Annotated in this window: 27 protein-coding genes and 2 pseudogenes; 18 read left to right on the top strand and 11 right to left on the bottom strand. The window is 62.9% G+C overall.

Annotation, left to right across the window (positions count from 1 at the left end):
- The first annotated feature begins 14 nt into the window (after window positions 1-14).
- The 3 genes from A9K68_RS22010 to A9K68_RS22020 all read left to right on the top strand — a co-directional run bounded on the left by A9K68_RS22010 (window position 15) and on the right by A9K68_RS22020 (window position 3,958).
- Window positions 15-3,116 (top strand): efflux RND transporter permease subunit, encoded by a 3,102-nt coding sequence (locus tag A9K68_RS22010; protein ID WP_065012400.1) that lies wholly within the window; start codon window positions 15-17, stop codon window positions 3,114-3,116.
- A 73-nt stretch (window positions 3,117-3,189) separates the two neighbouring features.
- Complete coding sequence (locus tag A9K68_RS22015; protein ID WP_065012399.1) at window positions 3,190-3,600, top strand: hypothetical protein; 411 nt, start codon at window positions 3,190-3,192, stop codon at window positions 3,598-3,600.
- Window positions 3,601-3,628: 28 nt separating this feature from the next.
- A complete protein-coding gene (locus A9K68_RS22020; protein WP_065012398.1) occupies window positions 3,629-3,958 on the top strand; it encodes a hypothetical protein in 330 nt (109 codons plus the stop codon).
- Here the strand turns inward: A9K68_RS22020 and A9K68_RS22025 are convergent.
- Window positions 3,934-5,520: a winged helix-turn-helix domain-containing protein gene (locus A9K68_RS22025; protein WP_246811209.1), complete on the bottom strand. Its 1,587-nt coding sequence runs from the start codon at window positions 5,518-5,520 to the stop codon at window positions 3,934-3,936. The genes A9K68_RS22020 and A9K68_RS22025 overlap by 25 nt on opposite strands.
- Window positions 5,521-5,673: 153 nt before the next feature.
- Between A9K68_RS22025 and A9K68_RS22030 the strand changes: the two genes are divergently transcribed.
- On the top strand, window positions 5,674-6,507 hold the full coding sequence (locus A9K68_RS22030) for an AraC family transcriptional regulator (RefSeq protein WP_065012397.1): 834 nt from the start codon (window positions 5,674-5,676) through the stop codon (window positions 6,505-6,507).
- A 251-nt stretch (window positions 6,508-6,758) separates the two neighbouring features.
- Here the strand turns inward: A9K68_RS22030 and A9K68_RS22035 are convergent, their stop codons facing one another.
- Window positions 6,759-7,694, bottom strand: a complete 936-nt coding sequence (locus tag A9K68_RS22035; RefSeq protein WP_065012396.1) for a helix-turn-helix domain-containing GNAT family N-acetyltransferase — start codon at window positions 7,692-7,694, stop codon at window positions 6,759-6,761.
- Window positions 7,695-8,016: 322 nt separating this feature from the next.
- Between A9K68_RS22035 and groES the strand changes: the two genes are divergently transcribed.
- Window positions 8,017-8,313 (top strand): co-chaperone GroES, encoded by a 297-nt coding sequence (groES, locus tag A9K68_RS22040; RefSeq protein WP_006203049.1) that lies wholly within the window; start codon window positions 8,017-8,019, stop codon window positions 8,311-8,313.
- A gap of 62 nt (window positions 8,314-8,375) precedes the next feature.
- Window positions 8,376-10,031 carry a chaperonin GroEL gene (gene groL / locus A9K68_RS22045; protein ID WP_029354200.1) on the top strand — a complete coding sequence of 552 codons (1,656 nt, stop codon included), beginning with the start codon at window positions 8,376-8,378 and terminating at the stop codon, window positions 10,029-10,031.
- Window positions 10,032-10,427: 396 nt separating this feature from the next.
- Here groL and A9K68_RS22050 read toward each other — a convergent pair whose 3' ends face one another.
- Window positions 10,428-11,027 (bottom strand): TetR/AcrR family transcriptional regulator, encoded by a 600-nt coding sequence (locus A9K68_RS22050; RefSeq protein ID WP_065009004.1) that lies wholly within the window; start codon window positions 11,025-11,027, stop codon window positions 10,428-10,430.
- Between the two features lie 119 nt (window positions 11,028-11,146).
- On the opposite strand from A9K68_RS22050, the gene A9K68_RS22055 reads away from it, so the two are divergent.
- Entirely contained in the window at window positions 11,147-11,596 is a 450-nt protein-coding gene (locus A9K68_RS22055) for an OsmC family protein (protein WP_065009003.1), read from the top strand.
- Window positions 11,597-11,613: 17 nt separating this feature from the next.
- Window positions 11,614-12,000 carry a nuclear transport factor 2 family protein gene (locus A9K68_RS22060; protein ID WP_065009021.1) on the top strand — a complete coding sequence of 129 codons (387 nt, stop codon included), beginning with the start codon at window positions 11,614-11,616 and terminating at the stop codon, window positions 11,998-12,000.
- 10 nt (window positions 12,001-12,010) lie between these two features.
- Here the strand turns inward: A9K68_RS22060 and A9K68_RS22065 are convergent, their stop codons facing one another.
- The gene (locus A9K68_RS22065) at window positions 12,011-12,622 is read right to left on the bottom strand and encodes a LysE family translocator (RefSeq protein WP_065009002.1); all 612 of its coding nucleotides are present in this window, start codon (window positions 12,620-12,622) and stop codon (window positions 12,011-12,013) included.
- Between the two features lie 222 nt (window positions 12,623-12,844).
- Here A9K68_RS22065 and A9K68_RS22070 point away from each other — a divergent pair, with 222 nt between their 5' ends.
- The 3 genes from A9K68_RS22070 (at window position 12,845) to A9K68_RS22080 (ending at window position 15,461) form a co-directional block, all read left to right on the top strand.
- Window positions 12,845-13,411, top strand: coding sequence for a methyltransferase domain-containing protein (locus A9K68_RS22070; RefSeq protein WP_082982448.1), 567 nt, complete (start codon window positions 12,845-12,847; stop codon window positions 13,409-13,411).
- 12 nt (window positions 13,412-13,423) lie between these two features.
- Complete coding sequence (locus A9K68_RS22075; RefSeq protein ID WP_156768370.1) at window positions 13,424-13,687, top strand: hypothetical protein; 264 nt, start codon at window positions 13,424-13,426, stop codon at window positions 13,685-13,687.
- Window positions 13,688-14,162: 475 nt separating this feature from the next.
- A complete protein-coding gene (locus A9K68_RS22080) occupies window positions 14,163-15,461 on the top strand; it encodes an amidohydrolase family protein (RefSeq protein WP_065009020.1) in 1,299 nt (432 codons plus the stop codon).
- A gap of 9 nt (window positions 15,462-15,470) precedes the next feature.
- Here A9K68_RS22080 and A9K68_RS22085 read toward each other — a convergent pair whose 3' ends face one another.
- The 5 genes from A9K68_RS22085 to A9K68_RS22100 all read right to left on the bottom strand — a co-directional run bounded on the left by A9K68_RS22085 (window position 15,471) and on the right by A9K68_RS22100 (window position 17,216).
- A complete protein-coding gene (locus A9K68_RS22085; protein WP_082982447.1) occupies window positions 15,471-15,854 on the bottom strand; it encodes a YkgJ family cysteine cluster protein in 384 nt (127 codons plus the stop codon).
- A 5-nt stretch (window positions 15,855-15,859) separates the two neighbouring features.
- Entirely contained in the window at window positions 15,860-16,027 is a 168-nt protein-coding gene (locus A9K68_RS31395) for a hypothetical protein (protein WP_082982446.1), read from the bottom strand.
- 1 nt (window position 16,028) lies between these two features.
- On the bottom strand, window positions 16,029-16,436 hold the full coding sequence (locus A9K68_RS22090) for a hypothetical protein (protein WP_065009001.1): 408 nt from the start codon (window positions 16,434-16,436) through the stop codon (window positions 16,029-16,031).
- Window positions 16,436-16,663 (bottom strand): hypothetical protein, encoded by a 228-nt coding sequence (locus tag A9K68_RS22095; protein WP_065009018.1) that lies wholly within the window; start codon window positions 16,661-16,663, stop codon window positions 16,436-16,438. The genes A9K68_RS22090 and A9K68_RS22095 overlap by 1 nt, the downstream gene beginning before the upstream one ends.
- A 343-nt stretch (window positions 16,664-17,006) precedes the next feature.
- The gene (locus A9K68_RS22100; protein WP_010915421.1) at window positions 17,007-17,216 is read right to left on the bottom strand and encodes a cold-shock protein; all 210 of its coding nucleotides are present in this window, start codon (window positions 17,214-17,216) and stop codon (window positions 17,007-17,009) included.
- 1 nt (window position 17,217) lies between these two features.
- Here A9K68_RS22100 and A9K68_RS22105 point away from each other — a divergent pair, with 1 nt between their 5' ends.
- Together A9K68_RS22105 and A9K68_RS32505 are read left to right on the top strand one after the other, a co-directional pair.
- A complete protein-coding gene (locus A9K68_RS22105; RefSeq protein ID WP_065009000.1) occupies window positions 17,218-17,658 on the top strand; it encodes a hypothetical protein in 441 nt (146 codons plus the stop codon).
- Window positions 17,633-17,737: pseudogene (locus tag A9K68_RS32505) on the top strand (CsbD family protein); the annotation flags it as partial. The gene A9K68_RS22105 and the pseudogene A9K68_RS32505, both read left to right, overlap by 26 nt.
- A gap of 70 nt (window positions 17,738-17,807) precedes the next feature.
- Here the strand turns inward: A9K68_RS32505 and A9K68_RS22110 are convergent.
- Window positions 17,808-18,936: pseudogene (locus A9K68_RS22110) on the bottom strand (metallophosphoesterase).
- A gap of 125 nt (window positions 18,937-19,061) precedes the next feature.
- Here A9K68_RS22110 and A9K68_RS22115 point away from each other — a divergent pair.
- A complete protein-coding gene (locus A9K68_RS22115; RefSeq protein WP_065008999.1) occupies window positions 19,062-19,649 on the top strand; it encodes a hypothetical protein in 588 nt (195 codons plus the stop codon).
- 36 nt (window positions 19,650-19,685) lie between these two features.
- On the opposite strand, the gene A9K68_RS22120 is transcribed toward A9K68_RS22115, so the two are convergent.
- The gene (locus tag A9K68_RS22120) at window positions 19,686-20,372 is read right to left on the bottom strand and encodes a TetR/AcrR family transcriptional regulator (RefSeq protein ID WP_065009017.1); all 687 of its coding nucleotides are present in this window, start codon (window positions 20,370-20,372) and stop codon (window positions 19,686-19,688) included.
- A gap of 94 nt (window positions 20,373-20,466) precedes the next feature.
- Here A9K68_RS22120 and A9K68_RS22125 point away from each other — a divergent pair, with 94 nt between their 5' ends.
- The 4 genes from A9K68_RS22125 to A9K68_RS22140 all read left to right on the top strand — a co-directional run bounded on the left by A9K68_RS22125 (window position 20,467) and on the right by A9K68_RS22140 (window position 23,928).
- Complete coding sequence (locus tag A9K68_RS22125; RefSeq protein ID WP_065008998.1) at window positions 20,467-21,249, top strand: NIPSNAP family protein; 783 nt, start codon at window positions 20,467-20,469, stop codon at window positions 21,247-21,249.
- A 145-nt stretch (window positions 21,250-21,394) separates the two neighbouring features.
- Entirely contained in the window at window positions 21,395-22,792 is a 1,398-nt protein-coding gene (fumC, locus tag A9K68_RS22130) for a class II fumarate hydratase (RefSeq protein WP_065008997.1), read from the top strand.
- Window positions 22,793-22,914: 122 nt separating this feature from the next.
- A complete protein-coding gene (locus A9K68_RS22135; RefSeq protein WP_065008996.1) occupies window positions 22,915-23,337 on the top strand; it encodes a DoxX family protein in 423 nt (140 codons plus the stop codon).
- Between the two features lie 168 nt (window positions 23,338-23,505).
- On the top strand, window positions 23,506-23,928 hold the full coding sequence (locus A9K68_RS22140; RefSeq protein WP_065008995.1) for a DoxX family protein: 423 nt from the start codon (window positions 23,506-23,508) through the stop codon (window positions 23,926-23,928).
- Window position 23,929: the final 1 nt, after the last annotated feature.

Below are 23,929 nucleotides of genomic sequence, written 5' to 3' on the forward strand. Positions count from 1 at the left end.
ACAGGAGTTGCATCATGACCAGCTTCAATCTTTCCGACTGGGCACTGCGCCACAAGAGCTTCGTCATCTACCTGATGATCGCGGCAGCGCTCGCCGGCATGTTCGCCTATACCGGCCTCGGCCGCGAGGAGGATCCGCCGTTCACCATCAAGACTATGGTGGTCAAGACCTTGTGGCCTGGCGCCACGACCAGCGACACGGTCAAGCAGATCACCGATCGCATCGAGAAGAAGCTCGAGGAGCTTCCCAAGCTCGACTACGTCAAGAGCTATACCAAGCCCGGCGAATCCGTCGTTTTCGTCAACCTGAAGGACACGGTCGCCGCGGACGAGGTGCAGCCGCTCTGGTACCAGGTGCGCAAGAAGCTCGATGACATCAAGCCGATGATGCCGTCCGGCGTCCAGGGTCCCTTCTACAATGACGAGTTCGGCGACCCCTATTCACTGATCTACGCGCTCACCGCCGACGGCATCAGCCATCGCGAGCTGAAGGACCTGGCCAGCAGCCTGCGCGCCGGGCTGCTGACGGTGCCCGACGTCGCCAAGGTCGACCTGATCGGCCAGCAGGACGAGAAGATCTATCTCGAATTCTCGACGCAGAAGGTCGCCGCACTCGGGCTCGACGTCGGCACGCTGTCGCAGGCGCTGGAGGCGCAGAACGCGCTGACCCCGAGCGGCACGGTCGATGCCGGCCCCGAGCGCATCGCCATCCGCGTCTCCGGCAGCTTCACCTCCGAGGAGAGCCTGAAGGCGATCAACTTCTACGCCAACGGCCATTACTTCAGGCTGGGCGACGTCGCCGAGGTCAAGCGCGCCTATTCCGATCCGCCGCAGCCGATGTTCCGCTTCAACGGCAAGCCGGCTCTCGGCATCGCGGTCTCGATGACCTCGGGCGGCGACGCGCTGGCGCTCGGCGAAAACGTCAAGGAGAAGGTGCACGAGATGGCGGCCGAGCTGCCGCTCGGCGTCGAACTCGGCCTGGTCGCCGACCAGTCGCATGTGGTGGAGGAATCCGTCGGCGAGTTCACCAAGAGCCTCGGCGAAGCCATCGCCATCGTGCTCGCGGTGAGCTTCCTGGCGCTTGGCTGGCGGCCGGGCATCGTGGTGGCGGTCGCGATCCCATTGGTGCTCGCCATCACCTTCGTCACCATGGAGTATTTCGACATCTCGCTGCAGCGCATCTCGCTCGGCGCGTTGATCATCGCGCTCGGCCTGTTGGTCGACGATGCGATGATCGCGGTCGAGATGATGATCTCGAAGATGGAGGAAGGCTACGACAAGATCTCGGCCGCCACCTACGCCTACACGTCGACCGCTTTTCCGATGCTGACGGGAACGCTGGTGACGATCGCCGGCTTCGTGCCGGTCGGCTTCGCCAAGAGCGGCGCCGGCGAATATTGCTTCTCGCTGTTCGCGGTGGTCGGCATCGCGCTGGTCGTCTCCTGGATCGTGGCGGTCCTGTTCACGCCGCTGACCGGCGTCGCTCTTTTGCCCGAGCGCATCAAGGGCGATGACGGTCACCGGCCGTCGCGCCTGTCACGCGGCTTCCGGGCGATGCTCGAAATGGCGATGCGGGCGAAGTGGCTCGTGCTGTCGGCGACCGCCGGGCTGTTCGCGCTGTCGGTCGTAGCCATGGGCTTTGTCGGGCAGGAGTTCTTCCCGAAATCCGACCGGCCGGAAGTCATGGTCGACCTCACTTTGCCGCAGACGGCGTCGATCAAGGCGACCGGCGAGGTTGTGGCGCGTGTCGAAAAGCTGCTCGCGGCCGATCCAGACATCGACCATTGGAGCTTCTATGTCGGCCAGGGCGCGGTGCGCTTCTACCTGCCGCTTGACGCCCAGCTCGCCAACGACTTCTTTGCCCAGGCGGTGGTCGTGACCAAGGGTCACGCCGTGCGCCAGGCCGTGATCGATCGGCTCGAAAAGTCGCTCAGCGTCGGCTTCGACGACGTCATGACGCGCGTCACACCGCTCGAGCTCGGACCGCCGGTCGGCTGGCCGCTGAAGTTCCGCGTCAGCGGCCCGGACCCGGACAGGACGCGCGCGCTGGCGCAGCAATTTGCGCAGGTGCTGGGCAGCGATGCCGCCGTGCGCAACATCAACTACGACTGGAACGAGCCGGCCAAGGTCATCAAGGTCGAGGTCGACCAGGACAGGGCGCGCGCACTTGGCATCTCATCGCAGCAGCTCTCCGACACGATCAACTCGATCCTGTCGGGGTCGAAGATCACGCAGATGCGCGATGACACCTATCTCGTCGACATCGTGGCCCGAGCCGTACAGTCGGAACGCGCCGACATCGACACGCTGCGCACGCTGACGATCAGCGCGTCGGGCGGACGCCGCGTGCCGCTCGACCAGGTCGCGACGCTCTCCTACCAGACCGAGCCGCCGCTGATCTGGCGCCGCGGCCGCGTGCCGACGGTGACGGTCCAGGCCGACGTCGTTCCGGGCATCGCGCCAACCTCCGTGGTACGCAAGCTCGACAGCGCGATCGCCGCCTTCAAGGCAGAGCTGCCGGCCCGCTACAGCGTCGAACAGGGCGGCGTGATCGAGGACAGCGCCAAGGCGCAGGCCAGCATCTTCGTGGTCTTCCCGCTGATGCTGTTCATCATGGCGACGGTGCTGATGATCCAGCTGATGAGCTTCCAGCGCCTGGTGCTGGTGCTGCTCACCGCTCCGCTGGCGCTGATTGGCGTCGCCGGCGCGCTGCTCTTGTCAGGCGCACCCATGGGCTTCGTCGCCATTCTCGGCGTGATGTCGCTGATCGGCATGGTCATCCGCAACTCGGTCATCCTGATTACGCAGATCGACCAGCACATCGCCTCCGGCGAAGAGCCATGGGCGGCGGTGATCAGCGCCACCGCCCACCGGCTGCGGCCGATCCTGTTGACGGCGGCGGCGGCCATCCTCGGCATGATCCCGATTGCGCCAACGGTGTTCTGGGGTCCGATGGCCTATGCGGTGATGGGTGGCCTGCTGGTGGCGACGGTGCTGACGCTGATCTTCCTGCCGACCCTCTATGTCGCCTGGTTCGGCATCAAGGCACCGGCGGAAGCCATCCCGGCAGCCGAGCCCATCGAGGCGATCGCCGAACCGCAGCCGCTGGCCGCCTGACGCGGCCCGGCAAACAGCACGGCGGAAGAACCGCCGTGGACGCCCTGCAACATTCAAACTGAAAGGAACGAACATGACTCCCGCTTTCGGAAACATCCTCATCCGCGTCAATGCCGGCTTCCTGATCCTCGCATCGGCAGGCGGCCTGATCACCGACGTTGCCGGCTCCTTCTTCGGACGCGGCGCCGAGGCCGCGCTGCTCGCAGACGCGCCGGGTGCCGGCATCGGCTTCATCGAGGCGCACGGCCTGGCCCTGATCATCGGGCTGACCATGTGGCGCATCGCCTATTCCGTGAACTGGCATGCCTTCCTGGCGACCGTCCATGCACTGCTCGGAACGGCAAACCTTCTGTTCTGGCAGTTCTTCATCGCCGCAGACGTGCTCGTCGTCGGCTACGTCACAACCGCGGCACATTGGCTGTTCGTGGTTGCCCACCTCGGGGCACTGGCGGGCGCTGCCCGGCTGGCCGCGCCATCCCGTTAGACTTGCATCAAACATCAGGGAGAGAGACATGCCTACGAAATCCGCCAAGAAAATCGGAGCGATCGCCACGGCGGCTGCAATCGGCCTGGCGGCCATAGAGATCATCGGCAGCACCGTGCCGGCGCTGTCGCTGGTCAGCCAGGCCGAGGCCCGTGTCGGCCAGCCCTGGACGCCGCGCAGCGCGGCAGGGGTCCAGCGGCGCACGAAATGGCGCGTGCTCCGGCATACCACAGCCTGGGTTCCGGCCTTGCCGGCCGGCTGCGTGCGCACCAAGGTCAACGGCTTCGCCGTCTGGCGTTGTGGCGGCACCTACTATCGGGCCTATCAGGGTCGCTATATCGTCGTTGTCGTCGATTGACCGGCGCCGGGCGCAGCCTGCTGTCCGAGGGCAAGCATGACGCCTTCGGCGAGATGGTCCGCGTCGGCCTGGTTCTCGAAGGGGACGCCGCGCTTTGCATAGTCGACCGGCGAAAAGGGATCGCCCTCGTCAATCAGGGCGATCTGCCGTCTCGCCCGCTCCATGTCGCCCATCTGGGCGTAGCAGGCGGCGAGCCGCGTGCGGATCCACGGCGCCGGGCGCGTGGCAAGTTCAAGCGCATCTGCTGCCTGCCGATACTCGCCCATCATGTAAAGCGCCAGCGCGCGATCGAACTGATACCAGTGCGGGTGCAAGGGGTCGATGCGTATACCCCGCGCCAGCCAGGTCATCGCATCGAGCGGGCGCCCGCGCATGGTGAGCAGCATGCCCATCTGCTCGATGCTGTCGGCATCATAAGGATTGAGCTGCAGTGCGATCCGCATGTGGTGTTCGGCCGCCTCATGGTCGCGCATATAGAGCCGCACCAGCGACTGCACCCGATGGCCCGTCGCCTGATCCGGTGACAGCGAAAGACCCTTGTCGGCAAGATCGCGGGCGTTTTCCAGCACCGCGTCGCTGGCACGCCCGAATTCTCCATCCAAGGCGCGAGCCAAAGCGAGGTAGGTGTAGGCCAGACCATAGGTCGGATCCTTGGCGATGGCTGCCTCGAACAACGCCTCGGCGCCTCGCTGGTCGGTCTGGGCAGGATCGCGCAAGAGCGCGAAGCCACGCAGCGCCAGCTCATAGGCAGCGAGGCTGGTGATAGGCTTGCGCGAAGCCTGCTCCAGGCCGGCATTGGTGACCCGCGTGGCCAGCCGGCTGACGATCTGCTCGACGATCTCGCGCTCGATCGCGAACAGGCCGGCACCGCGCGACTGGTAGCGGTCGCCCCAGAGCTGGCTGGCGCTCGCGGTATCGACCAGATTTACGGCCGCCACCACCTGTTCGCCCTGACGGCGCACCGAGCCTTCGACGAGGAAGTCCGCGCCGATGCGCGAACGAATCTGCGGCCACTCGGTGCGCGCGAAAGAGGCGAAGGAAAAGCTCGAATTGCGCGCCAGGACGGTGACCGTTCCGAAGCGTGCCAGCCCGTTGATGATGTCCTCGGCGAAGCCATCGACAATCGCCTCGTCCGCCGGATCGCCGCTCTCATTGCGGAAGCGCAGCACCGCCACAATCGGTTGAGCGCCGATCTCTGGCGATTGCTCGGCTTCGGCCGCCAGCATGTAGCCGCGTTTGGAGACGGTGCGAACCATATCCTCGCCGATCGCCTTGCGGATCTCGCGGATCGATTGCGTCAACGAATCCTCGGTGACGAAAATGCCGGGCCAAGCAACTTCCATCAGCTCTGATTTCGGCACGATGCGGCCCATGTTGCGGGCGAGATGTGTCAGCAGGGTATAGGCTTTGGGACGAAGGAATAGCGGCTCATCGGGGCCGCGCAGTGTCCCCTTAGCCAGATCCAGAGTGAATCCGCCAAATCGAAAGATCTGATCGGAAGTCGCGATCGCCACTGGGATGCCCTCCCTGACGAGCGCATTGACATACCGTATGCGCGTCACGTCAAGAGCCGTGTTAGGGCGAGCAGGAATTTGCGCGGGGCGCAATTTCGATCAAACTGGCGATGCCACGAGACGGCACCATCCTCGTGCCAACTGCGAGGCCGTGCCAATGAGGGCATGTCGGATACCAGGACTGCCAATGCGAGGAGCGATATGAACCCGACCGAAAAAGCGCTGTGGTTCGTGGAAAGCCATTTGCCGGAAGCCATCTCGCTCGACGATGTCGCCAAGAGCAGCGGCGTGTCGCGTTTTCACGTGACGCGGGCTTTCGGTGCGGCGACCGGCCGTTCGGTGATGGGCTATTTGCGTTGTCGCCGGCTTACCGAGGCGGCGCGCAAACTCGCCGCCGGCGCACCCGACATCCTCTCGGTCGCGCTCGACGCCGGCTACGCCTCGCATGAGGCCTTCACCCGCGCCTTCCGCGACCAGTTCGGCACCACGCCGGAACTGGTGCGCGCGCAAGGCTCGCTCGACAACCTCGATCTCATGGAGCCGATCCTGATGGACCAGTCCTTCCTCACCAACCTCGAGCCGCCGCGTTTTGAGACCAGCCGGCCGTTTCTCATCGCCGGTCTCGGCGAACGCTACAGTTGCGAAACCAGCGCCGCCATCCCGATGCAGTGGCAAAGGTTCGGCCCCTATATCGGCAACATTCCTGGCGAGGTCGGCGACGTCGCCTATGGCGCCTGCGTCAACGGCGACGATGCAGGCAATTTCGACTATATCGCCGGCGTCGAGGTGTCCGATTTTTCGGACTTGCCGAGGGAGTTTTCGCGCGTGCGCGTGCCGGCGCAGAAATACGCCGTGTTCGCCCATCGTGACCACATCTCGACCATCCGCCGCACGGTCAATACGATCTGGAACAAATGGCTGCCGGCCTCCGGGCACGAGGTCGCCGATGCGCCCGAATTCGAGCGCTACGGCCCCGAATTCGATCCGCGCAGCGGCAATGGCGGGCTGGAAGTCTGGATACCGGTCAAGGGGTGAGGAAGGGCCAGTTTTCACTTGTGTTGGTGACTAGTGTCGAAGCCGGCTGCGCCTTGTCTTGCCTTCTCCCCTTGTGGGAGAAGGTGGCCGAGCCCACGGGTCTTGCCTTCGGCAAGCCCGAGGACAGGCTCCGCTCGGTCGGATGAGGGGTGCTCCAGCTTGGCCGCGACAGCACTCCGTCCAACACCCCTCTTCCGTCTCGGCGCTGCGCGCCGATCCACCTTCTCCCACAAGGGAGAAGGGAAGCGCTGCTACAGCTCCAGGTTCCAGTTCTGGCCGACCAGATCCTTGCCGAAGGCGTGGTGACGCTCCTCGTCGGCCAATTTGAAACCGGCCGCCTCGTAGATGCGGCGCGCTGAGGTGAGCACGTCATTGGTCCACAGCGTCAACGTCTTGTATCCCTTCGCCCGGGCAAAGCCGATGCATTCCTCGACCAGCCGCCTGCCGATGCCGAGACCGCGCGCCGAGGGTTCGACATAGAGCAGGCGCAGCTTCGCCACCGCGTCCGACTGGCGCACGACAAAGACCGAGCCGACGACTTCGCCCTCCCGCTCGGCGATCCAGCTGCGTTCCCATTTCGGATCGAAGCATTTGACGAAGGCGCCGAGGATTTCGGCGACCAGCGCCTCATAGGTTTCGTCCCAGCCATACTCCTGCGCGTAGAGCAGGCCCTGGCGATGGATGATCCAGCCGATGTCGCCGACCTGCAAAGGCCGCAGCATGTAGGGGACCTTGGGCTCTGCACTCTCGCCCAGCAGGCGCTGCACCGTCTGCATGGCCTTGACCAGCCTGTCCTGTTCTTGAGCGGGAAGCCGGTCGAGCAAGGCCGCGACCTGGTCGTGCGAACCCTGGTTCAGCGGCGCGAAGGCCACCCTCCCCGCCGGCGTCAGCGCTATCGACGAGCGCCGCGCATCGGCTTGCGTCGCGGCGCGCTCGACCAGGCCGCGCTCCTCGAACTTTTTCAGCAACCGGCTGAGGTAGCCGGGGTCGAGACCGAGATCGCGCGCAAGATCGGTGGCGGTCAGGCCATCGCGATGGGCCAGCTCATAGAGCACACGAGCCTCGGTCAGCGAGAAGGCGCTTTTCAGCAGCCCTTCGTCGAGCAGGCCGATCTGGCGGGTGTAGAAGCGGTTGAAGCCCCGCACCGCATCGATCCGCTCCTTGCCGGGTTGATGATGAATCGTCATGGCATCCTCCTGCCGCACAAGATCAACCACTTACTTGACTTAGTCAAGTATTTGTTTGAAGCAGGTCATCCGCATTGTCCGGTGCGAGTCGTGCCGAGCGACTGCTATCCGCTGGCGGAACGATGCTCGCTGTTGGTGCTTGCTTCGCCGGGGCCCAGTAATTCACTGCCGGGCGTTGATCGGCTCACTCAGCGCCTTGACTCTCGCCAGCCGCCGGCTTATCTCACCGCCACGTTAGCACTCGCCATTGGTGAGTGCTAACGTAGGTCCGGCGCCGCCGGATGGAGGAACTGTTCTCACCATTCTCATCGAGGAATAAAAAATGGCAAAGTCGAAGTTCCGCCCGCTTCATGACCGCGTGGTCGTACGCCGGGTTGAATCCGAATCCAAGACTGCCGGCGGGATCATCATCCCGGATACGGCGAAGGAAAAGCCGCAGGAAGGCGAGATCATCGCCGTTGGTTCCGGCGCCCGCGACGAAGCCGGCAAGCTCGTCCCGCTGGACGTCAAGGCCGGCGACCGCATCCTGTTCGGAAAGTGGTCGGGCACCGAAGTCAAGCTCAATGGCGAAGACCTTCTGATCATGAAGGAATCCGACATCATGGGCATCATCGGCTGAATATCGGCCTCACCGTCACTTAAATCTTCGGGCTCAATTCAAGCCCCTGCCAGGAGCTAAAAATGGCTGCCAAAGACGTAAAATTTTCCCGCGATGCCCGTGAGCGCATGCTGCGCGGCGTCAACATCCTCGCCGACGCAGTGAAGGTCACGCTCGGCCCCAAGGGCCGCAACGTCGTCATCGACAAGTCGTTCGGCGCACCGCGCATCACCAAGGACGGCGTCACCGTCGCCAAGGAAATCGAGCTTGAAGACAAGTTCGAGAACATGGGCGCGCAGATGGTCCGCGAAGTCGCTTCGAAGACCAACGACATCGCCGGCGACGGCACCACGACAGCGACCGTTCTGGCGCAGTCGATCGTCCAGGAAGGCCACAAGGCGGTTGCCGCCGGCATGAACCCGATGGACCTGAAGCGCGGCATCGATCTCGCGGTTAGCGACGTCGTCGCGACGCTGATCAAGAACGCCAAGAAGATCAAGACCTCGGAAGAGGTTGCCCAGGTCGGCACCATCGCCGGCAATGGCGATGCTTCGGTCGGCTCGATGATCGCCGAAGCGATGCAGAAGGTCGGCAACGAGGGCGTCATCACGGTCGAGGAAGCCAAGACCGCTGAGACCGAACTCGAAGTCGTCGAAGGCATGCAGTTCGACCGCGGCTATCTCTCGCCCTACTTCGTCACCAACGCCGACAAGATGGTTGCGGACCTGGAAGACGCCTACATCCTTCTCCACGAGAAGAAGCTCTCCAACCTGCAGGCCATGCTGCCGATCCTCGAGGCTGTCGTGCAGACCTCGAAGCCGCTGGTCATCATCTCCGAAGACGTCGAAGGCGAGGCTCTGGCCACGCTCGTCGTCAACAAGCTGCGTGGCGGCCTGAAGATCGCCGCCGTCAAGGCGCCGGGCTTCGGTGATCGCCGCAAGGCCATGCTGGAAGACATCGCCATCCTCACCGGTGGCCAGGTCATTTCCGAAGACCTCGGCATCAAGCTCGAGAATGTTGGCCTCAACATGCTCGGCCGCGCCAAGAAGGTGTCGATCTCCAAGGAGAACACCACCATCGTCGACGGTGCCGGCAAGAAGGCCGAGATCCAGGGCCGCGTCGCCCAGATCAAGCAGCAGATCGAGGAGACCACCTCGGACTACGACAAGGAGAAGCTGCAGGAACGTCTCGCCAAGCTGGCGGGCGGCGTTGCCGTCATCCGCGTCGGCGGTGCGACCGAGATCGAAGTCAAGGAAAAGAAGGACCGCGTCGATGACGCCCTCAACGCGACCCGCGCGGCCGTCGAAGAAGGCATCGTTCCCGGCGGCGGCGTCGCACTTCTGCGTGCTTCGCTGAGCATCAAGGCTGTCGGCGCCAACTCCGACCAGACCGCGGGGATCAGCATCGTGCGTCGCGCGCTGCAGGCTCCGGCTCGCCAGATCGCGTCCAACGCTGGTGCGGAAGCATCGATCGTTGCCGGCAAGATCCTCGAGAACAAGGGCCCGACCTTCGGCTTCAACGCCCAGACCGGCGAATATGGCGACATGATCGCCATGGGTATCGTCGATCCGGTCAAGGTCGTGCGCACGGCTCTCCAGGATGCGGCCTCGGTCGCCGGCCTGCTGGTCACCACCGAAGCCATGATCGCCGAGGCTCCGAAGAAGGAGTCGGCCGGCGGCGGCATGCCTGGCGGCATGGGCGGCGGCGGCATGGGCGGCATGGGCGGCATGGATTTCTAAGGAAATCCATCAGCACGCCCATGAACTGATAATGCTCAAGCCCGCAAGCGGGCTTGAGTGGCGGCATGGATTTCTAAGGAAATCCATCAGCACGCCCATGAACTGATAATGCTCAAGCCCGCAAGCGGGCTTGAGTGGCGGCGTGGATTTCTAATCTAGCCCATCAGCCTTCAGATACGGAAAGGGCGGCAATGCCGCCCTTTTTGTCTGTCACGCACCACAATCGTCGTGCCAAGCCGCGATCGGCGGGCGAGACCTCCTGTACCGCTGTACGCCTTGGCAATAATTGCAGCGGTGCAGAACATGGATCGCAGGGCTGGAGCCATCTCTTGTTCGGCCTTCGGCCCTTTCGGCAGGGCTCCGCGCCGGCTTCGATGCGAAGAAGGCCACAAAATATCAGCTCGCCGTTACCGCGACCTCTTTGGCAGGCAAAGCACCCTCTACCAGCGCGGCTACTTCATCGGCCACCGCCAGCACCGGGGCGCGGTCGCGGGTGGCGCGCGCGATCACCATCAGCCCTTCCAGCGATGATTCGACAAGCAGCGCCAGAGCGCGGGCGCGGCGCTCGGGCACCCCTGCCCTGACGAAGGCCGCCTGCAGCAAGCCGATCCATTGCTCGAAAGCCGACCGGCACAGTTCGGCCAGCTCCGGCACGTCGGTCGGCGAGTCCAGCACCAGGGGCGCGATTGGGCAGCCAAGCGTGAACTGGTTGTCCTCCAGCATGCGCGCGACCGACTGATAGATATGGTGGACGGCCACCGCCGGATCTTTTTCGGCAGCCAGCTCTTCGCCAAGCCTTTGAGACACCTTGTCAACGCTGTCGCGCGTCACTTCGATGACCAGTTGGTCCTTGCCGCCCGGAAAATGAAAATAGAGCGATCCTCGTGGCGCACCGGAGGCGCTCAAAATGTCGTTGAGCGAAGTACCGTGATAGCCGCGCTGCCTCAGCAGCAGCGCCGTCGCCTCGATCATGCGGGTGCGGGTATCGTTGGCCATGTCAACCTCTGTCAGGAGTTCGAATTATAAGCCTTGCGCATACTATGACAATCGGTTTACATAATATGTAGATCAGTCTATATATACCGACGACACTCGTGCAAGAGGAGAACAATAAAATGACCATCCGTGAAGCAGAGGCCCAATGGCAGGGGTCGTTGAAAGAAGGCTCGGGCCGCCTGCGGCTCGGCAGCGGCGTCTTCGAAGGCGCCTATTCCTTCCCGTCGCGCTTCGAAAACGGTCCCGGCACGAATCCGGAGGAACTGATTGCGGCGGCGCATGCCGGCTGCTTTTCAATGGCGCTGAGCGCCATAGCAGGCAGCGGCGGCCATGTCCCCGTACGGATCCACACCGTCGCAAAGGTGCATCTCGGCACCAGCACGGCCGGACCGACGATCACCCGCATCGAGCTTGAAACGGAAGCCGAAGTCCCGGGCCTGGCGCCCGAGGAATTCCAGCGGCTTGCCCAATCCGCGAAGACGACATGCCTGGTCTCCCGGGCTTTGGCCGGCGTGGCGGATATCAGGCTCAAGGCCGACCTCGTCACGGCCGCCGCTGCGGAAAAATGAAATCAGGAGGTGCCAAGATGGAACAGAATAGCATCATGCTCGTCCATCCAGACGACCAATCCAGACGGACGGCCGAGATCATGCGGCGCTTCAACGACGTGTTCCAAAATCATGATCCGTCGGCACTCCCGGGCCTGGTGGCCGAGGACTGCGTCATCGAAAATACCATGCCGGCGCCAAATGGCGCCCGCCATGCCGGGCGGGAGGCGTGCGTCGGCCTATGGTCGGCAATCGCCAGCGAACCCGGCACCCGCTTCGACCTTGAAGAGACGTTCGTCGCCGGTGAACGGGCGACAATCCGCTGGCGTTACTGGCGTGCCGACGGCAACTCCATCCGCGGCGTCAATCTGATGCGCGTAGCGGACGGGCAGATCGTCGAGGCGATGGGATACGTCAAGGGGTAGCCAATGGGTGCTACCGCTCGGTCAGCGCCAGTTTTGCGCCGAGCGCGACGAAGGCGCCGGCGAAGGTGCGGCGCATCCAGGTCAGTACCATCGGCCGCGACACGACATGGCTGCGGATCGAGGCGGCGAAGATGCCGTAGCCGACGAAGACGACGAAGGTCAAAAGCATGAAGACGGTGCTGAGCTCCAGCATCTTCGACAGTGCATGCGGTTCGGTGGTGCTGACGAATTGCGGCAGGAAGGCGAAGAAGAAGATCGACAGCTTCGGGTTGAGGATATTGATGAGGATGCCTGAGGTAATCACCTTGCCGGCCGAGCGCGGCGCGACATCCTGCCCGACGTTCAAGCTGCCGCTCTCTTTCAGCGTGTTCCACGCCATGTAGAGCAGGTAGGCGACGCCCAGATATTTCAGCGTCTCGAAGGCGAGTGCGCTGGTGTGCAGCAGCGCCGCCAGACCGGTGATGGCGGCCGCCATATGCGGAATGATGCCGAGCGTGCAGCCGAAAGCAGCGATGATGCTGGCGCGCGCGCCACGCGAAAGCCCGGCGCTCAGGGTATAGAGAACGCCGGTGCCGGGCGAAGCCACGACAATCAGCGAGGTCAACAAGAATTCGATGCTCACGGATGATCCTCCTGTGACCTGCCCGTCGGCAAGGTAGCCAGCGAACCGCGCGGGCACAAGCCAGCCGGGGGGCCAGGTAGTGTCTCATTTCAAGCATTGCCCCTGAAGCGACATTCGCATTGAGGTCAACAGCCAGTCTGGTGGACCGGCTGCCGCATCGGCGCATAGTCGCCGACTTACGCGATCTTGCCTTTGGGGAACAGTCGTGTGAGGGGGCACGCCATGGAAGTCGCTGATGGCGCACGTGTCGACGTTCACGTCCCGTATATTCTCGTCCATTCCGATCGTGAGATCAGGCGTCTCAGCCATCAGGCGGGCATCATTAACCCGATCACGCGAAGAATCTTGCTGTCTGCGGGTATAAGACCCGGGATGCGCGTGCTCCACGTCGGCTGTGGCGCGGGCGACGTTACATTCCTGGTTTCCGAGATGGTTGGCAGCGAAGGTCAGGTCATCGGCGCAGATCGGGCTCCGGCGGCTCTTGCGGCGGCGGAGGGGCGCGCGACGGTGCATCCGATCCAGAAAGTCAGCTTCCATGAAGGCGATCCCGCGGCACTCTCGTTCGACCGACCGTTCGACGCCGTGATCGGCCGCTATGTTCTGATATTTCAAGCCGATGCTGTGGCCATGCTGCGCGGCGTCGCTCGTCACCTCCGGCCTGGTGGGACCATCGTCTTCCATGAGCCGGATTGGAACGGCTGTCGATCCAGCCGCCAGCGTCGACCTACAACGACTGCTGTCGATGGATCGTCGAGACGTTCCGGCGCAGCGGTATCGAGACCAATATGAGTATCAAGCTCGATGCGGCTTCCGCGCGGCAGGATTGACCGCGCTCTCAATGCACTTGGAGGCGGTTGTTGGGGAACCAGGAGCGGTTTCGACTGGTCACACCAGACCGCTGAACTCATTGTCACGATGCTGCCGGAAATACAGAGCCGGGGAGTTGCGACGGCCGCTGAGGTCGATATTGAAACTTTGGGACAGCGCATGCAGCTCGAAATCGAGGCGGGTAGCGTGATCGTGCGCCGCTCGGAAGTGGGCGCCTGGTCGCGTGCCCCGACCTGAGTGACAAGACTGGAGCGACAGGGTAGCCCGTACCAATCCTTCTCCTGGGTTCTGGGCGGCTGCCTCGCAGGAAAAACCAAGGCGAATATCCCGCTCTTGGCAACGTGCTTGTCCTGGCAGATGAACCGAACGGCTACTTCCCACCCATTCCGGGCGCGCTTCCTCGTCTGATGGCTTCCTCAGGCGAACCATGCGCTGCTTGCCCTGGTCTCACCACGATCGGCCTGACCTTCAAACGACCCTTCACCGCGAAAGAGACCAGTCTGGAACGCTTCTTGACGACCATGCCGTATAGGCTAGAACTTGTCCTTGCGCCGTGACCACCTCCTCCTGAAGCAGGATAACCGTCATGTGTCACAAATCCTTTGGATCGCAGGAGCTGACAAAAAGCGAGGTCGTGGCGCATGCCGTGTCCTGCGCCGCAGCCGTTTTCTCTGCCCGCACGGCTTTCATGATCCTTCGCTCAGGCAGAGAAATGCTTGCGGCAGCCCTCGTGCTCGGACTTTGCGCAACTGCGGCCGCTGAGGACGTGCTTTTCGAAAACGTCCGCATCTTCGACGGAAAAGGCGCTGCACTTTCGGCCCCATCGAATGTGCTGGTCGAGGGCAATGTGATCGCGCGAATCTCGGCAAGTCCCATCGCGGCCGAAGGCGCGCGGCGCATTGCCGGCAACGGGCGAACGCTGATGCCGGGGCTGATCGATGCGCATTGGCACGCAATGCTGATTGCGTCCACGCCGGCAGAGGCGATGGGCGACGTCGGCTTCGCCAATCTTGCGGCCGGCGACGAGGCGACGGATACGCTGATGCGCGGCTTCACCACCGTTCGCGACGTGGGCGGGCCGGCGTTCGGCCTCAAGCGCGCGATAGATCAAGGCATCATAGCGGGACCGCGCATCTATCCGTCCGGAGCCATGATCACCGTGACCAGCGGGCATGGAGATTTCCGCCAGCTCAGCGACTTGCCTCGGACGATCGGCGGCTTGTTCACTCCCATGGAGAGGAACGGCGGCAGCATAGTTGTGGACAGCCCCGACGAGGTTCGTTTGCGTGCCCGCGAGCAGTTCATGCAGGGGGCCGCGCTGCTCAAGTTGACAGCGGGCGGCGGAGTGTCGTCGCCCCACAGCCCGCTCGACGTCACCACCTTCACCGAGCCCGAACTGCGGGCCGCCGTTGAAATTGCCGAGAATTGGGGCACCTACGTCGCCGCGCACGCCTTCACCTCGGATGCGATCCGGAAGGCTATCGCGGCTGGTGTCAAGTGCATCGAACACGGCTTCCTCATGGACGAGGCAACCGCCAAGCTGATCGCCGAAAAGGACATCTGGCTGAGCTTGCAGCCGCTTCCCGAATTGATGAGGACAGGCCTCCAAGAGGGCTCGGTCGAGCGAGCCAAGGCCGATGAGGTGTGGCCGGGCATCGGCAGGACCTACGAACTCGCGAAGAAATACAAGATCAAGACGGCATGGGGCACCGATGTTCTGTTCTCCCGCGCGTTGGCGAAGCAGCAGGGGGCAATTCTGGCGTCGCTCGTGCGTTGGTACACGCCTGCCGAAGCGCTCGTCATGGCGACCGGGACCAATGCCGAGCTCCTCGCGCTGTCGGGCCGTCGCAACCCCTATCCGGGGAAACTCGGCGTGATCGAAGAAGGCGCGCTCGCGGACCTCCTGCTCGTCGAAGGCAATCCGCTGGAGAACCTCGACGTGGTGGCCGATCCAGCCAACAACTTCAAAATCATCATGAAAGATGGCCTGATATACAAAAACACTATCTGAGGCCCGTTATCACAGCGTCGGCAGGCCATGGCTGCGACGCGCCATCAGGCAATCGTCGCCACCGGGCATGCAGGCGCGGCAGACGTCCGGTCGGACCTCGTAGATGCCGCAGGCGGTCGACTTGCCGACCTCGCCGGCAAGCGCCGAGCAACGCACGCCGTCACAGCGCATGCCCGCTTCGTCGGCGGCCACATGGTCTTGCGGGATCCGGTCGAGCTGCGCGTCATCCTCGGTCGAGAAGCGCGGCCATTCGGATGAATAGGAGCAGCAGGCGCCGCAGCTCTGGCAGTCGAAGAGCGGGGCGGCTCGCTCCTCCAGAGGCGAAAAATCTCCGGCGCTCGCTAAGGCAAGCAGCCCTGACGCAACCGGAGTCAGATCGGCGTTTCGCGGCAAAGTCGCTATTTTTTCTTTTTGCTCTTGCGCGACGCCACTTCTGCCGGCGAGTTGAACAGATCGGTCGCGGCCTCGGCGGTAACGTCGGCTTTCGGCGCGGCGGCCGGCTTGGCCAGCTTTGCGGTGGCACCGGATGCCGCCGGCTGGTCCTTGGCGGAAAATTTTATGGCCATATCAATCCTCGTCGGAAAAACGCGATGATGGCGCATTCGGGTTGCGAAGGCGGCCGATCAGCGCCGAGACCGCCGTGATGTTCATTTCCTCGGGTGACCAGTTCCTGGCCTCCTCGATGTGCCGGGGCGCCAGCTCGCGATGCGTGCTGCCACTATAGGCGGCATCCTGATGGGTGACGCGCTCGTGGGTCTTGGCATTTTCGCGGACATACTCGATCAGATAGTTCGGGCATTCGGCGCGGCCACGCACGCCGAGCCTGACCTGGGCATCGCCATGGGCGCGCTTGCAGCGCTCCAGCTTCTCGAGCACCCGGCGGACATATTCGACCGGCTTGTCGAGCTCTCCCACGACATCGGCGATGGTCGAATCGGCGGCGATCGCCTTTTGCGGGACGCGCTTGGTGGCCATCAGCGTTTGCCCACGCGCTTCGGCGAGGCTGCGAGCGCGGCGGCCGCAGCCATCTCGTCGGCTTCCTTTTCCAGGCGCAACTCGCGCAGCCGCGCGGTCTTGGCTTCCCGGGCCTCGCTGACAGCATCCTGTTCGGAAATGATACGGTTGAGCGACATGGACTGGGTCTGGGCCTTGCTGAAGATGGATTCGGCCTGGTCGCGGGGTTTCTTTGAAGAGGCGGTCAAGGTCTTTCTCCCGGTTCGGAGCATGATGCCGCAAAATGGCGAGACCGGTCTTTCGACCAGGACCACGCACAAAGCAATACGGCAGTCGGATTCAAATTGCTGAGCATCCTTAACACGTTCAAGCGAGCGCGCGGTGCTCTTTTCCAATTTGTGAAGCGCGAAATGCAAAAGGCCAGGCATTGCCTGACCTCCCGCTGAAGCGCCGCGTCCAGTTGAACGCGCTGACACTTTCTCACCAGCGCATGATCCTTTCTGGAAACTGATGTTTCCCGGGTCATGCGCTGGAATTCGCCGTTCACCGGTGCCAGTACATCCGTGGTCACCGGCGAAGCTGAATTCCGTTTTAGGCCGCCTTCAACTGATCGGCGGACATCTTGCCCGACTTATTGTCGCGGACCATCTCGTAGCCGAGCTTCTGGCCCTCGACGATGTCACGCATTCCGGCGCGTTCTACGGCCGAGATGTGGACGAAAACGTCGGCCGAGCCGTCGTCAGGCTGAATAAAACCAAAACCCTTGGTGGCGTTGAACCATTTAACTGTGCCTGTGCTCATAATGAACCCTTTCCGTGGCAAATATTCGTTCGCCGTCGCGCGAATGCACAACAGCGTTTGTCTCGATTTTGATGGGGGAAGTTCGTCAAAGGCGCGCCTGGACACGCGGATAACAAATGTCGGTCAAACAAATATCGACGAATTGCTTATGGACTTCTTTTGGCACCGTGTCAATTTTTTTGCTTTCGCCGCCCGGCCGACCGGTCGGCGCAAGCTTGGCTGCGCAGGCAATCCGATAATGGATCTGGCGCCGAACCCGGGCCAGCGTCGGCTGTTAAAAAAATCGCACGATGCCGGGAACAATTTTGGCATCCGTGCATTTTGGGTATCGTCAGCAGTTCATGAGAGCAATCCCAGGAAAGCTGACACAAAGGACGCCTCCCGTGCAATAAAACGCGCGAGGGGCGTTCTTTTATGGCGAGCGGCGATCGCCCCAGGCTGAAGGCGCGGCCGACAAGATCGCCGGCAAGATGCAGAAAGCTTATGGCGACATGAAGGACAAGCTCAGGAAGGTGCTCTGATCCCTGCGCCGCCGTTTCAATGGCAATGAGGAAAGCGGCTTAGGCGGCCATCCGTTTGCTTCAGTTGCCGTTACAAGTTCAGGCTTTTGGAGAAAGCGTTGGTGAAGGCGACTTCGCCATGGTCATCGACAGCTTCGCCAAGCACTATGTCCATGCTGTCGCTTGTCACCCGCGCCACCGCGAAGCCGCCCATATAGGCGGCCTTCGGCTTGAACAGATCGAGCCCATCGCTGCGGTACATCATCGGTGTCTCGTGCTGGTGGCCATGGAAGATGGCGATGACGTTGTAGTCCTTCAGCGCCGCCAGCAGCGCTGCCGGTCCGGCTCGCTCCACCAGTGCGGCGCACCAGTGCCGTCATCGTCGAAGGTTCCTTTGGCGGCATCCCATCTTTCGATCGAAAAATATCCCTGCCATAGTGCTGGAACAGGATGACAGGGCGGCCGTCCGCCGCGTGGGCTGCCAAATCCTGCTTCAGCCATGGCAGGCCGGAGACCGCGCCGTGGCCGGTGTCGCCGACAAAACGGTGCGTCTGGACGAGATGCAGGCCGCCCCAGTCCCACGAATAGCAGTCGGTGTCGACATCGTAGTCGGTTACCGGCACCGGCGGCTTGAAGAACACGCCGGCACGATGGTTGATCTCGACATGATCGCGCATTTCGCGGCGGTACCAGTCGACGTGCTGCGGCGGGCCGTTCTGGTCGAGATCATGGTTGCCGAGCCCGACAAAGACCGGCACATGCACGCGATCGGGGCCGACGCCCTGCTGGTAACGCTGGCTGAACTGGAGCAGCTGCGTGCCTTCGCTGGGCTGGGTGACCTGGCCGCCGCCGTCATCGGTCATGTCGCCGCCGACGACGAGGCCGAGCGGCGTGCCGATGCGGCTGCCGGCTGAGCGCAGGCCGGTGGCTATGCCGTTGATTTCGGCCGGCCAGTCCTTCTCGCCGATGGCGTTCAACGCGGCGACACTGCGCAGCAAGGCGGCGTCGGTCTTGCCTTCCTGCTGACAATTGGGGCTCAGCCCGCTGGCCATGCGGCAGGCATGGACATCGGCGACGAACAGGAAGGTGGCGTCGACAGGCGGAATGCCCTGCCCGGTCCCTCCGAGCGCCGGTCGCACAAGGGCGCCGGCTGCAGCCAACGCTGCCGCCTGTGCCAGGAAGCTGCGCCGGGAGAGTGATCCTGCAGAGATGCGATTCATGACCCGAGATTCAGCACAGCCGGCGCCTCTTCGTCCAGTTGGCTCGAACGGTATGTCGACACGATGCCGCAGGTCTGGCATTCCTTCAGTGTCAGGACTCAACTTGCCGGGCAGACGAGGACGCTATGAAGACTATATCCATCGGCACGGCACTCACCATCCTGGCGAGCGCCGCTCATGGTGCCGAGTGCATCGACGCCAAAGCCGCCAAGGCCGGCTTCATTCTCGAAAGGCCCGGTATCCACAGCGAGTTTCGACCGGCGGCGGCTGGAATGGTGTCGGTTGCCAACGAATACCAATCCCAATCGCCGCAGACGCAGTTTCTGTTCGGCGGCCTGATCGAGGTGTTTCGCGACAGCGAGACCGGTCAGCTTGCCATGATCCCGTTTTCCGATCTCAGAAAGCTGTTTCCGCTCAAGGCCGGGGCGAAGAGCAAGACCATATTCGTCCGTCTCGCAGCAAACAAACAACCGAAGGGCATCGAGACGCTCGAGATCAACGTCAAGGGCAAGGAGACCTTCAGCCTGGGCGACTGCAAATACAACGTGCTCGCCGTCCGGCAGACGATCAAGAACGAGGCCGGCAAGACACAGGATGAATTCACCGCGCTGTACGCGCCCGACCTGCAGGCCGTTCTGGCCAGGCGCTATGACGAAGGCACCAGCGGCGAAAGCGTGGTCGGCTACGAGCTGATCAAACCGTTGCCGAATTAAGTCCCGGCCGGGCAGAGGGCGACTGGCGCTCCGGCATCAAAAGGCTTTGTACTGCCGCAGCACCCTGCGACGTCGCTTCGCTCCTGCTCCGCCCTTGGATGACGAAACTGGGGAAGCTCCCTGCTCCAGCGCGTTCAGGCAATCGCGCAGCACACCAGAATCCTGCGCCGTCTTGGCCATCGACATGGCGCCGGAATAGGTCGCGACCGCAAGCGCGGCGAAGCGCTGCGGATCGGTGTCCTGCTCCCTGCCCGCCTGCTGGTCGGCCCGTACCTTGTCGGCGATAGCCTGGCGCCATGCCGAAAAGATGCCGGCAAGGGCAGCGCGAAAATCCGCATCGGCCAGCGACAGTTCATGCGCCAGATTGTTGAGCGGGCAACCGCGCACGAAACCCTGTTGCTCCAGTTCCGCCGCCACGGCCTGGAACACGCTGCGCACGCCCTCGCGCGCCGAGCCTGCCGCCTGCACCGGCGCGATCCATGTTTCTTCGACGGCCGCGGAGACCCGCTCCTCGATCACCGCCAGCGCCAGCGCCTTCTTGGTCGGGAAATGATGATGCAGCGCGCCGCCGGTGACGCCCGCCGCCGCCATCAGGTCGCCGAGGCTGGAAGCGTGGTAGCCGCGCGCCTGAAAGGAGGCTTCGGCGACATCGAGCACGCGTTTGCGCAGGCCGTCCGGGTCGTTGGTGCGTTTCCCGGGCCGCATCTTCAGGCGAGCGATCATCTCTGCTGACATTTCCATACGATAGCAGATTGACAAAACAGGACAACCGGTCTGTTTGTAAACAGGATGAACACCCTGTTTTGGAGACTGTGCGATGAGCCTGCCCCCGAATGCCCCGTCGAAATCCAGCCTCACCGCCTCGCCGGTCGTCGAGCTCAGGCAATACACACTGAAACCTGGCCGGCGCGACACGCTGATCGACATGTTCGACGGTCACCTGATCGATGGTCAGGAAGCGGCGGGGATGACGATCATCGGTCAGTTCCGTGATCTCGACCGGCCTGACATGTTCGTCTGGCTGCGCGGCTTCGACGGTATGGAAGCGCGGAAAAATGCGCTGACCGCTTTCTACGAGGGACCCGTATGGGCGGCCTGGCGCGATGCCGCCAACGCCACGATGATTTCCTCCGACGACGTGCTGTTGCTGAAACCGGCATGGCCGGGCGCGGGTTTCCAGCTGACAGGCTCACAACGGACAGCCGTGCCGGCTTCCGAAAAGCCAAGCGGAGACAATCGCTTGTCGGATAGTGTTGTCATCAAGATTCATCATCTGCGGCCCGGCGCCGAGGCCGACTTCGCCAGCCGCTTCGAAACCGACGCCATTCCCACGCTGGCGGAATTTGGCGCACGGCCACTTGCTGCGTTTGTCACCGAACATGCCGAAAACAGCTTTCCCCGCCTGCCGGTGCGATCAGGCGAAAACGTCTTCATCAGCGTCACCGCGTTCGACAGCGCGGACGCCCATGCCCGCCACGAGGCAGCCCTTGCCAGTTGCCCGGAGTGGCAGGCACTCGAGCGGGAGGCCCAGTCATGTCTGGCTAGATCGACCAAGACCTTGCGCCTATCTGCAACCTCACAGTCGCTGCTTGGGCAGTGAGAGGCAAGCCTCTTCCTTCTCCCCTGCGGTTGAAGGAAGTGAGGTTCCTTCAACCGATTTGCATCCTTGCGGCTCGCAATCTCCGCTTGAAGCCATTTGTGCAACGCGATACGCCGGTGCCGAATTCGACAGACTGGAGACACAAGTGAGCGCGCCAGAGACCAGAACCGAAACCGACACGTTCGGTCCCATCGACGTCGCCGCCGACCGTTATTGGGGCGCGCAGGCGCAGCGTTCGCTGGGCAATTTCAAGATCGGCTGGGAAAAGCAGCCCGCGTCGATCGTTCGCGCGCTCGGCATCGTCAAGCGGGCGGCGGCCGAAACCAATATGGAGCTGAAGCGGCTCGACCCGGCCATCGGCCAGGCGATCGTCGAAGCCGCTCAGGAAGTCATCGACGGCAAGCTCGACGGTCATTTCCCGCTGGTCGTCTGGCAGACCGGCTCGGGCACGCAATCCAACATGAACGCCAACGAGGTGATCTCCAATCGGGCGATCGAACTGCTGGGCGGCGTCATGGGCTCCAAGAAACCGGTGCACCCCAACGACCACGTCAATATGAGCCAGTCGTCGAACGATACCTATCCGACGGCCATGCACATCGCCTGCGCCGAGCGCATCGTGCACGACCTGTTGCCGGCGCTGAAGCATTTGCATGCGGCGCTTGAAGCCAAGACCAAAGCTTTCGCCCACATCATCAAGATCGGACGCACGCATACGCAGGACGCGACGCCCCTCACCCTTGGCCAGGAATTCTCAGGCTATGCCGCGCAGGTCGCCTCGTCGATCAAACGCATCGAGATGACCCTGCCCGGCCTGCAGGAACTGGCGCAAGGCGGCACGGCCGTCGGCACCGGCCTCAACGCGCCGATCGGCTTTGCCGAGAAGGTGGCGGCGCGAATCGCTGACATCACCGGCATCGGCTTCGTCACCGCGCCGAACAAGTTCGAGGCGCTGGCCGCGCACGATTCCATGGTGTTTTCGCATGGTGCCATCAACGCCTGCGCCGGCGCCCTGTTCAAGATTGCCAACGACATTCGTCTGCTCGGCTCCGGCCCGCGCTCCGGCCTCGGTGAACTGTCGCTGCCGGAAAACGAGCCGGGTTCATCGATCATGCCGGGCAAGGTCAACCCCACCCAGTGCGAGGCGTTGACGCAGGTCTGCATCCAGGTGTTCGGCAACAATGCCGCACTGACCTTCGCCGGCAGCCAGGGCCATTTCGAGCTCAACGTCTATAACCCGCTGATGGCCTATAATTTCCTGCAATCGGTGCAGCTGCTCGCCGACGCCTCCATCTCGTTCACCGACAATTGCGTCGTGGGTATTGAGGCGCGGGAAGAGAACATCAAGGCCGCACTCGATCGCTCGCTAATGCTGGTGACGGCGCTGGCGCCGACCATCGGCTACGACAACGCCGCCAAAATCGCCAAGACCGCGCACAAGAAGGGTACAACCTTGCGCGAGGAAGCGCTGGCCACCGGGTTGGTCAGCGAGGCCGACTACGACCGCCTGGTGCGCCCGGAGGACATGACGCATCCGGGATGATTTTGAGCTGATCGCAAAAACGTTACTGCTGTGAACAATCTGTAACCAAATCTGCATCTTCGGTGAACAGTCGCCCTGCTCTATGTGGATGGGCAACGCAACCCTTCCGGAGAGAGCCCATCATGTCTACCAATACATCCGTTGCCGGTTCCGGCACCGTTTCCAACGCCTCGGCCACCATCCTGCTTGGCCGCGTTCTGCTTTCAGTCATTTTCGTGCTTTCCGGTTACGGCAAGCTCACTGCGATCGCCGGCACCGCCGGTTACTTCGGCAGCATGGGCCTGCCGATGCCGACCGTAACGGCGATTGTCGTCGGCCTGATCGAGCTGCTTGGCGGTCTCGCCATCCTCATCGGCTTTCAGACCCGGATCACCGCCTGGGTGCTGGCAATCTTCACCGTCGCCACGGGACTGGTCGCCCACACCGGCTGGGCCGATCAGATGCAGTTGATCAGCTTCATGAAGAACCTGGCGATTGCCGGCGGCTTCCTCGTGCTGGCTTCCTCAGGCGCCGGCGCCTATTCGGTCGACGCCAAGCGCGGCTGACGCAGGCTTATAACTAGTGCAGCAAGGGGCGCGGAATTTTTCGCGCCCCTTTTTCGTTGTCGATCTAACGACCTTCGATTGGCCGGGCCGAGTGGCCTGGCTCGAATTTCTGCTAAGATCGAGACGTCGGAGTGAGCCAACCGGCTGGCCGACCTCGGAGGTGACCAAATGCCCCGCAATGCGCTGCTACTGCTTTCCCGACTGCTGCTCGCCGCGCTATTCGTTCCGTCCGGCTTTCACGCGCTTAACGACATCGCCGGCACATCGGGCTACTTCGCCGGCCTCGGCCTACCGCTGCCGACGCTTGCTGCCTGGGGCACGGGGCTGTTCGAGCTGATCGCCGGGCTGCTCATCCTCGTCGGCTTCAAGACACCTGTCTTTGCGCTTCTGCTTGCCGCCTTCTGCATCGCGGCAGGCTTCATCGGCCATTATGGCCAGGGCGGCGACGATCCGACGCTGACCTTCATGCATTCACAGATGCTGATGAAGGACATCGCCTTATCAGGCGGTTTTTTGGCATTGGCGATGGCTGGCGCCGGCGCTTATTCGTTTGATGGGCGGATACTTCGGATCGGCCCTGAAACGACTTGAC

This window comes from Mesorhizobium sp. AA22 (genome assembly GCF_001672375.2).
In the GTDB taxonomy this organism is placed as follows: domain Bacteria; phylum Pseudomonadota; class Alphaproteobacteria; order Rhizobiales; family Rhizobiaceae; genus Mesorhizobium; species Mesorhizobium wenxiniae.

Coding starts and splice junctions, on each gene's coding strand:
- A9K68_RS22135 (WP_065008996.1), top strand. CDS start 22,915: ATGTCTACCAATACATCCGTTGCCGGTTCCGGCACCGTTTCCAACGCC.
- A9K68_RS22105 (WP_065009000.1), top strand. CDS start 17,218: ATGAACCCTTTCCGTGGCAAATATTCGTTCGCCGTCGCGCGAATGCAC.
- A9K68_RS22050 (WP_065009004.1), bottom strand. CDS start 11,027: ATGGCCAACGATACCCGCACCCGCATGATCGAGGCGACGGCGCTGCTG.
- A9K68_RS22020 (WP_065012398.1), top strand. CDS start 3,629: ATGCCTACGAAATCCGCCAAGAAAATCGGAGCGATCGCCACGGCGGCT.
- A9K68_RS22115 (WP_065008999.1), top strand. CDS start 19,062: ATGAAGACTATATCCATCGGCACGGCACTCACCATCCTGGCGAGCGCC.
- groL (WP_029354200.1), top strand. CDS start 8,376: ATGGCTGCCAAAGACGTAAAATTTTCCCGCGATGCCCGTGAGCGCATG.
- A9K68_RS31395 (WP_082982446.1), bottom strand. CDS start 16,027: ATGGCCATAAAATTTTCCGCCAAGGACCAGCCGGCGGCATCCGGTGCC.
- A9K68_RS22100 (WP_010915421.1), bottom strand. CDS start 17,216: ATGAGCACAGGCACAGTTAAATGGTTCAACGCCACCAAGGGTTTTGGT.
- A9K68_RS22010 (WP_065012400.1), top strand. CDS start 15: ATGACCAGCTTCAATCTTTCCGACTGGGCACTGCGCCACAAGAGCTTC.
- A9K68_RS22125 (WP_065008998.1), top strand. CDS start 20,467: ATGAGCCTGCCCCCGAATGCCCCGTCGAAATCCAGCCTCACCGCCTCG.
- A9K68_RS22075 (WP_156768370.1), top strand. CDS start 13,424: ATGCGGCTTCCGCGCGGCAGGATTGACCGCGCTCTCAATGCACTTGGA.
- A9K68_RS22055 (WP_065009003.1), top strand. CDS start 11,147: ATGACCATCCGTGAAGCAGAGGCCCAATGGCAGGGGTCGTTGAAAGAA.
- A9K68_RS22030 (WP_065012397.1), top strand. CDS start 5,674: ATGAACCCGACCGAAAAAGCGCTGTGGTTCGTGGAAAGCCATTTGCCG.
- A9K68_RS22120 (WP_065009017.1), bottom strand. CDS start 20,372: ATGATCGCTCGCCTGAAGATGCGGCCCGGGAAACGCACCAACGACCCG.
- A9K68_RS22060 (WP_065009021.1), top strand. CDS start 11,614: ATGGAACAGAATAGCATCATGCTCGTCCATCCAGACGACCAATCCAGA.
- A9K68_RS22140 (WP_065008995.1), top strand. CDS start 23,506: ATGCCCCGCAATGCGCTGCTACTGCTTTCCCGACTGCTGCTCGCCGCG.
- A9K68_RS22090 (WP_065009001.1), bottom strand. CDS start 16,436: ATGGCCACCAAGCGCGTCCCGCAAAAGGCGATCGCCGCCGATTCGACC.
- A9K68_RS22080 (WP_065009020.1), top strand. CDS start 14,163: ATGCTTGCGGCAGCCCTCGTGCTCGGACTTTGCGCAACTGCGGCCGCT.
- groES (WP_006203049.1), top strand. CDS start 8,017: ATGGCAAAGTCGAAGTTCCGCCCGCTTCATGACCGCGTGGTCGTACGC.
- A9K68_RS22070 (WP_082982448.1), top strand. CDS start 12,845: ATGGAAGTCGCTGATGGCGCACGTGTCGACGTTCACGTCCCGTATATT.
- A9K68_RS22015 (WP_065012399.1), top strand. CDS start 3,190: ATGACTCCCGCTTTCGGAAACATCCTCATCCGCGTCAATGCCGGCTTC.
- A9K68_RS22035 (WP_065012396.1), bottom strand. CDS start 7,694: ATGACGATTCATCATCAACCCGGCAAGGAGCGGATCGATGCGGTGCGG.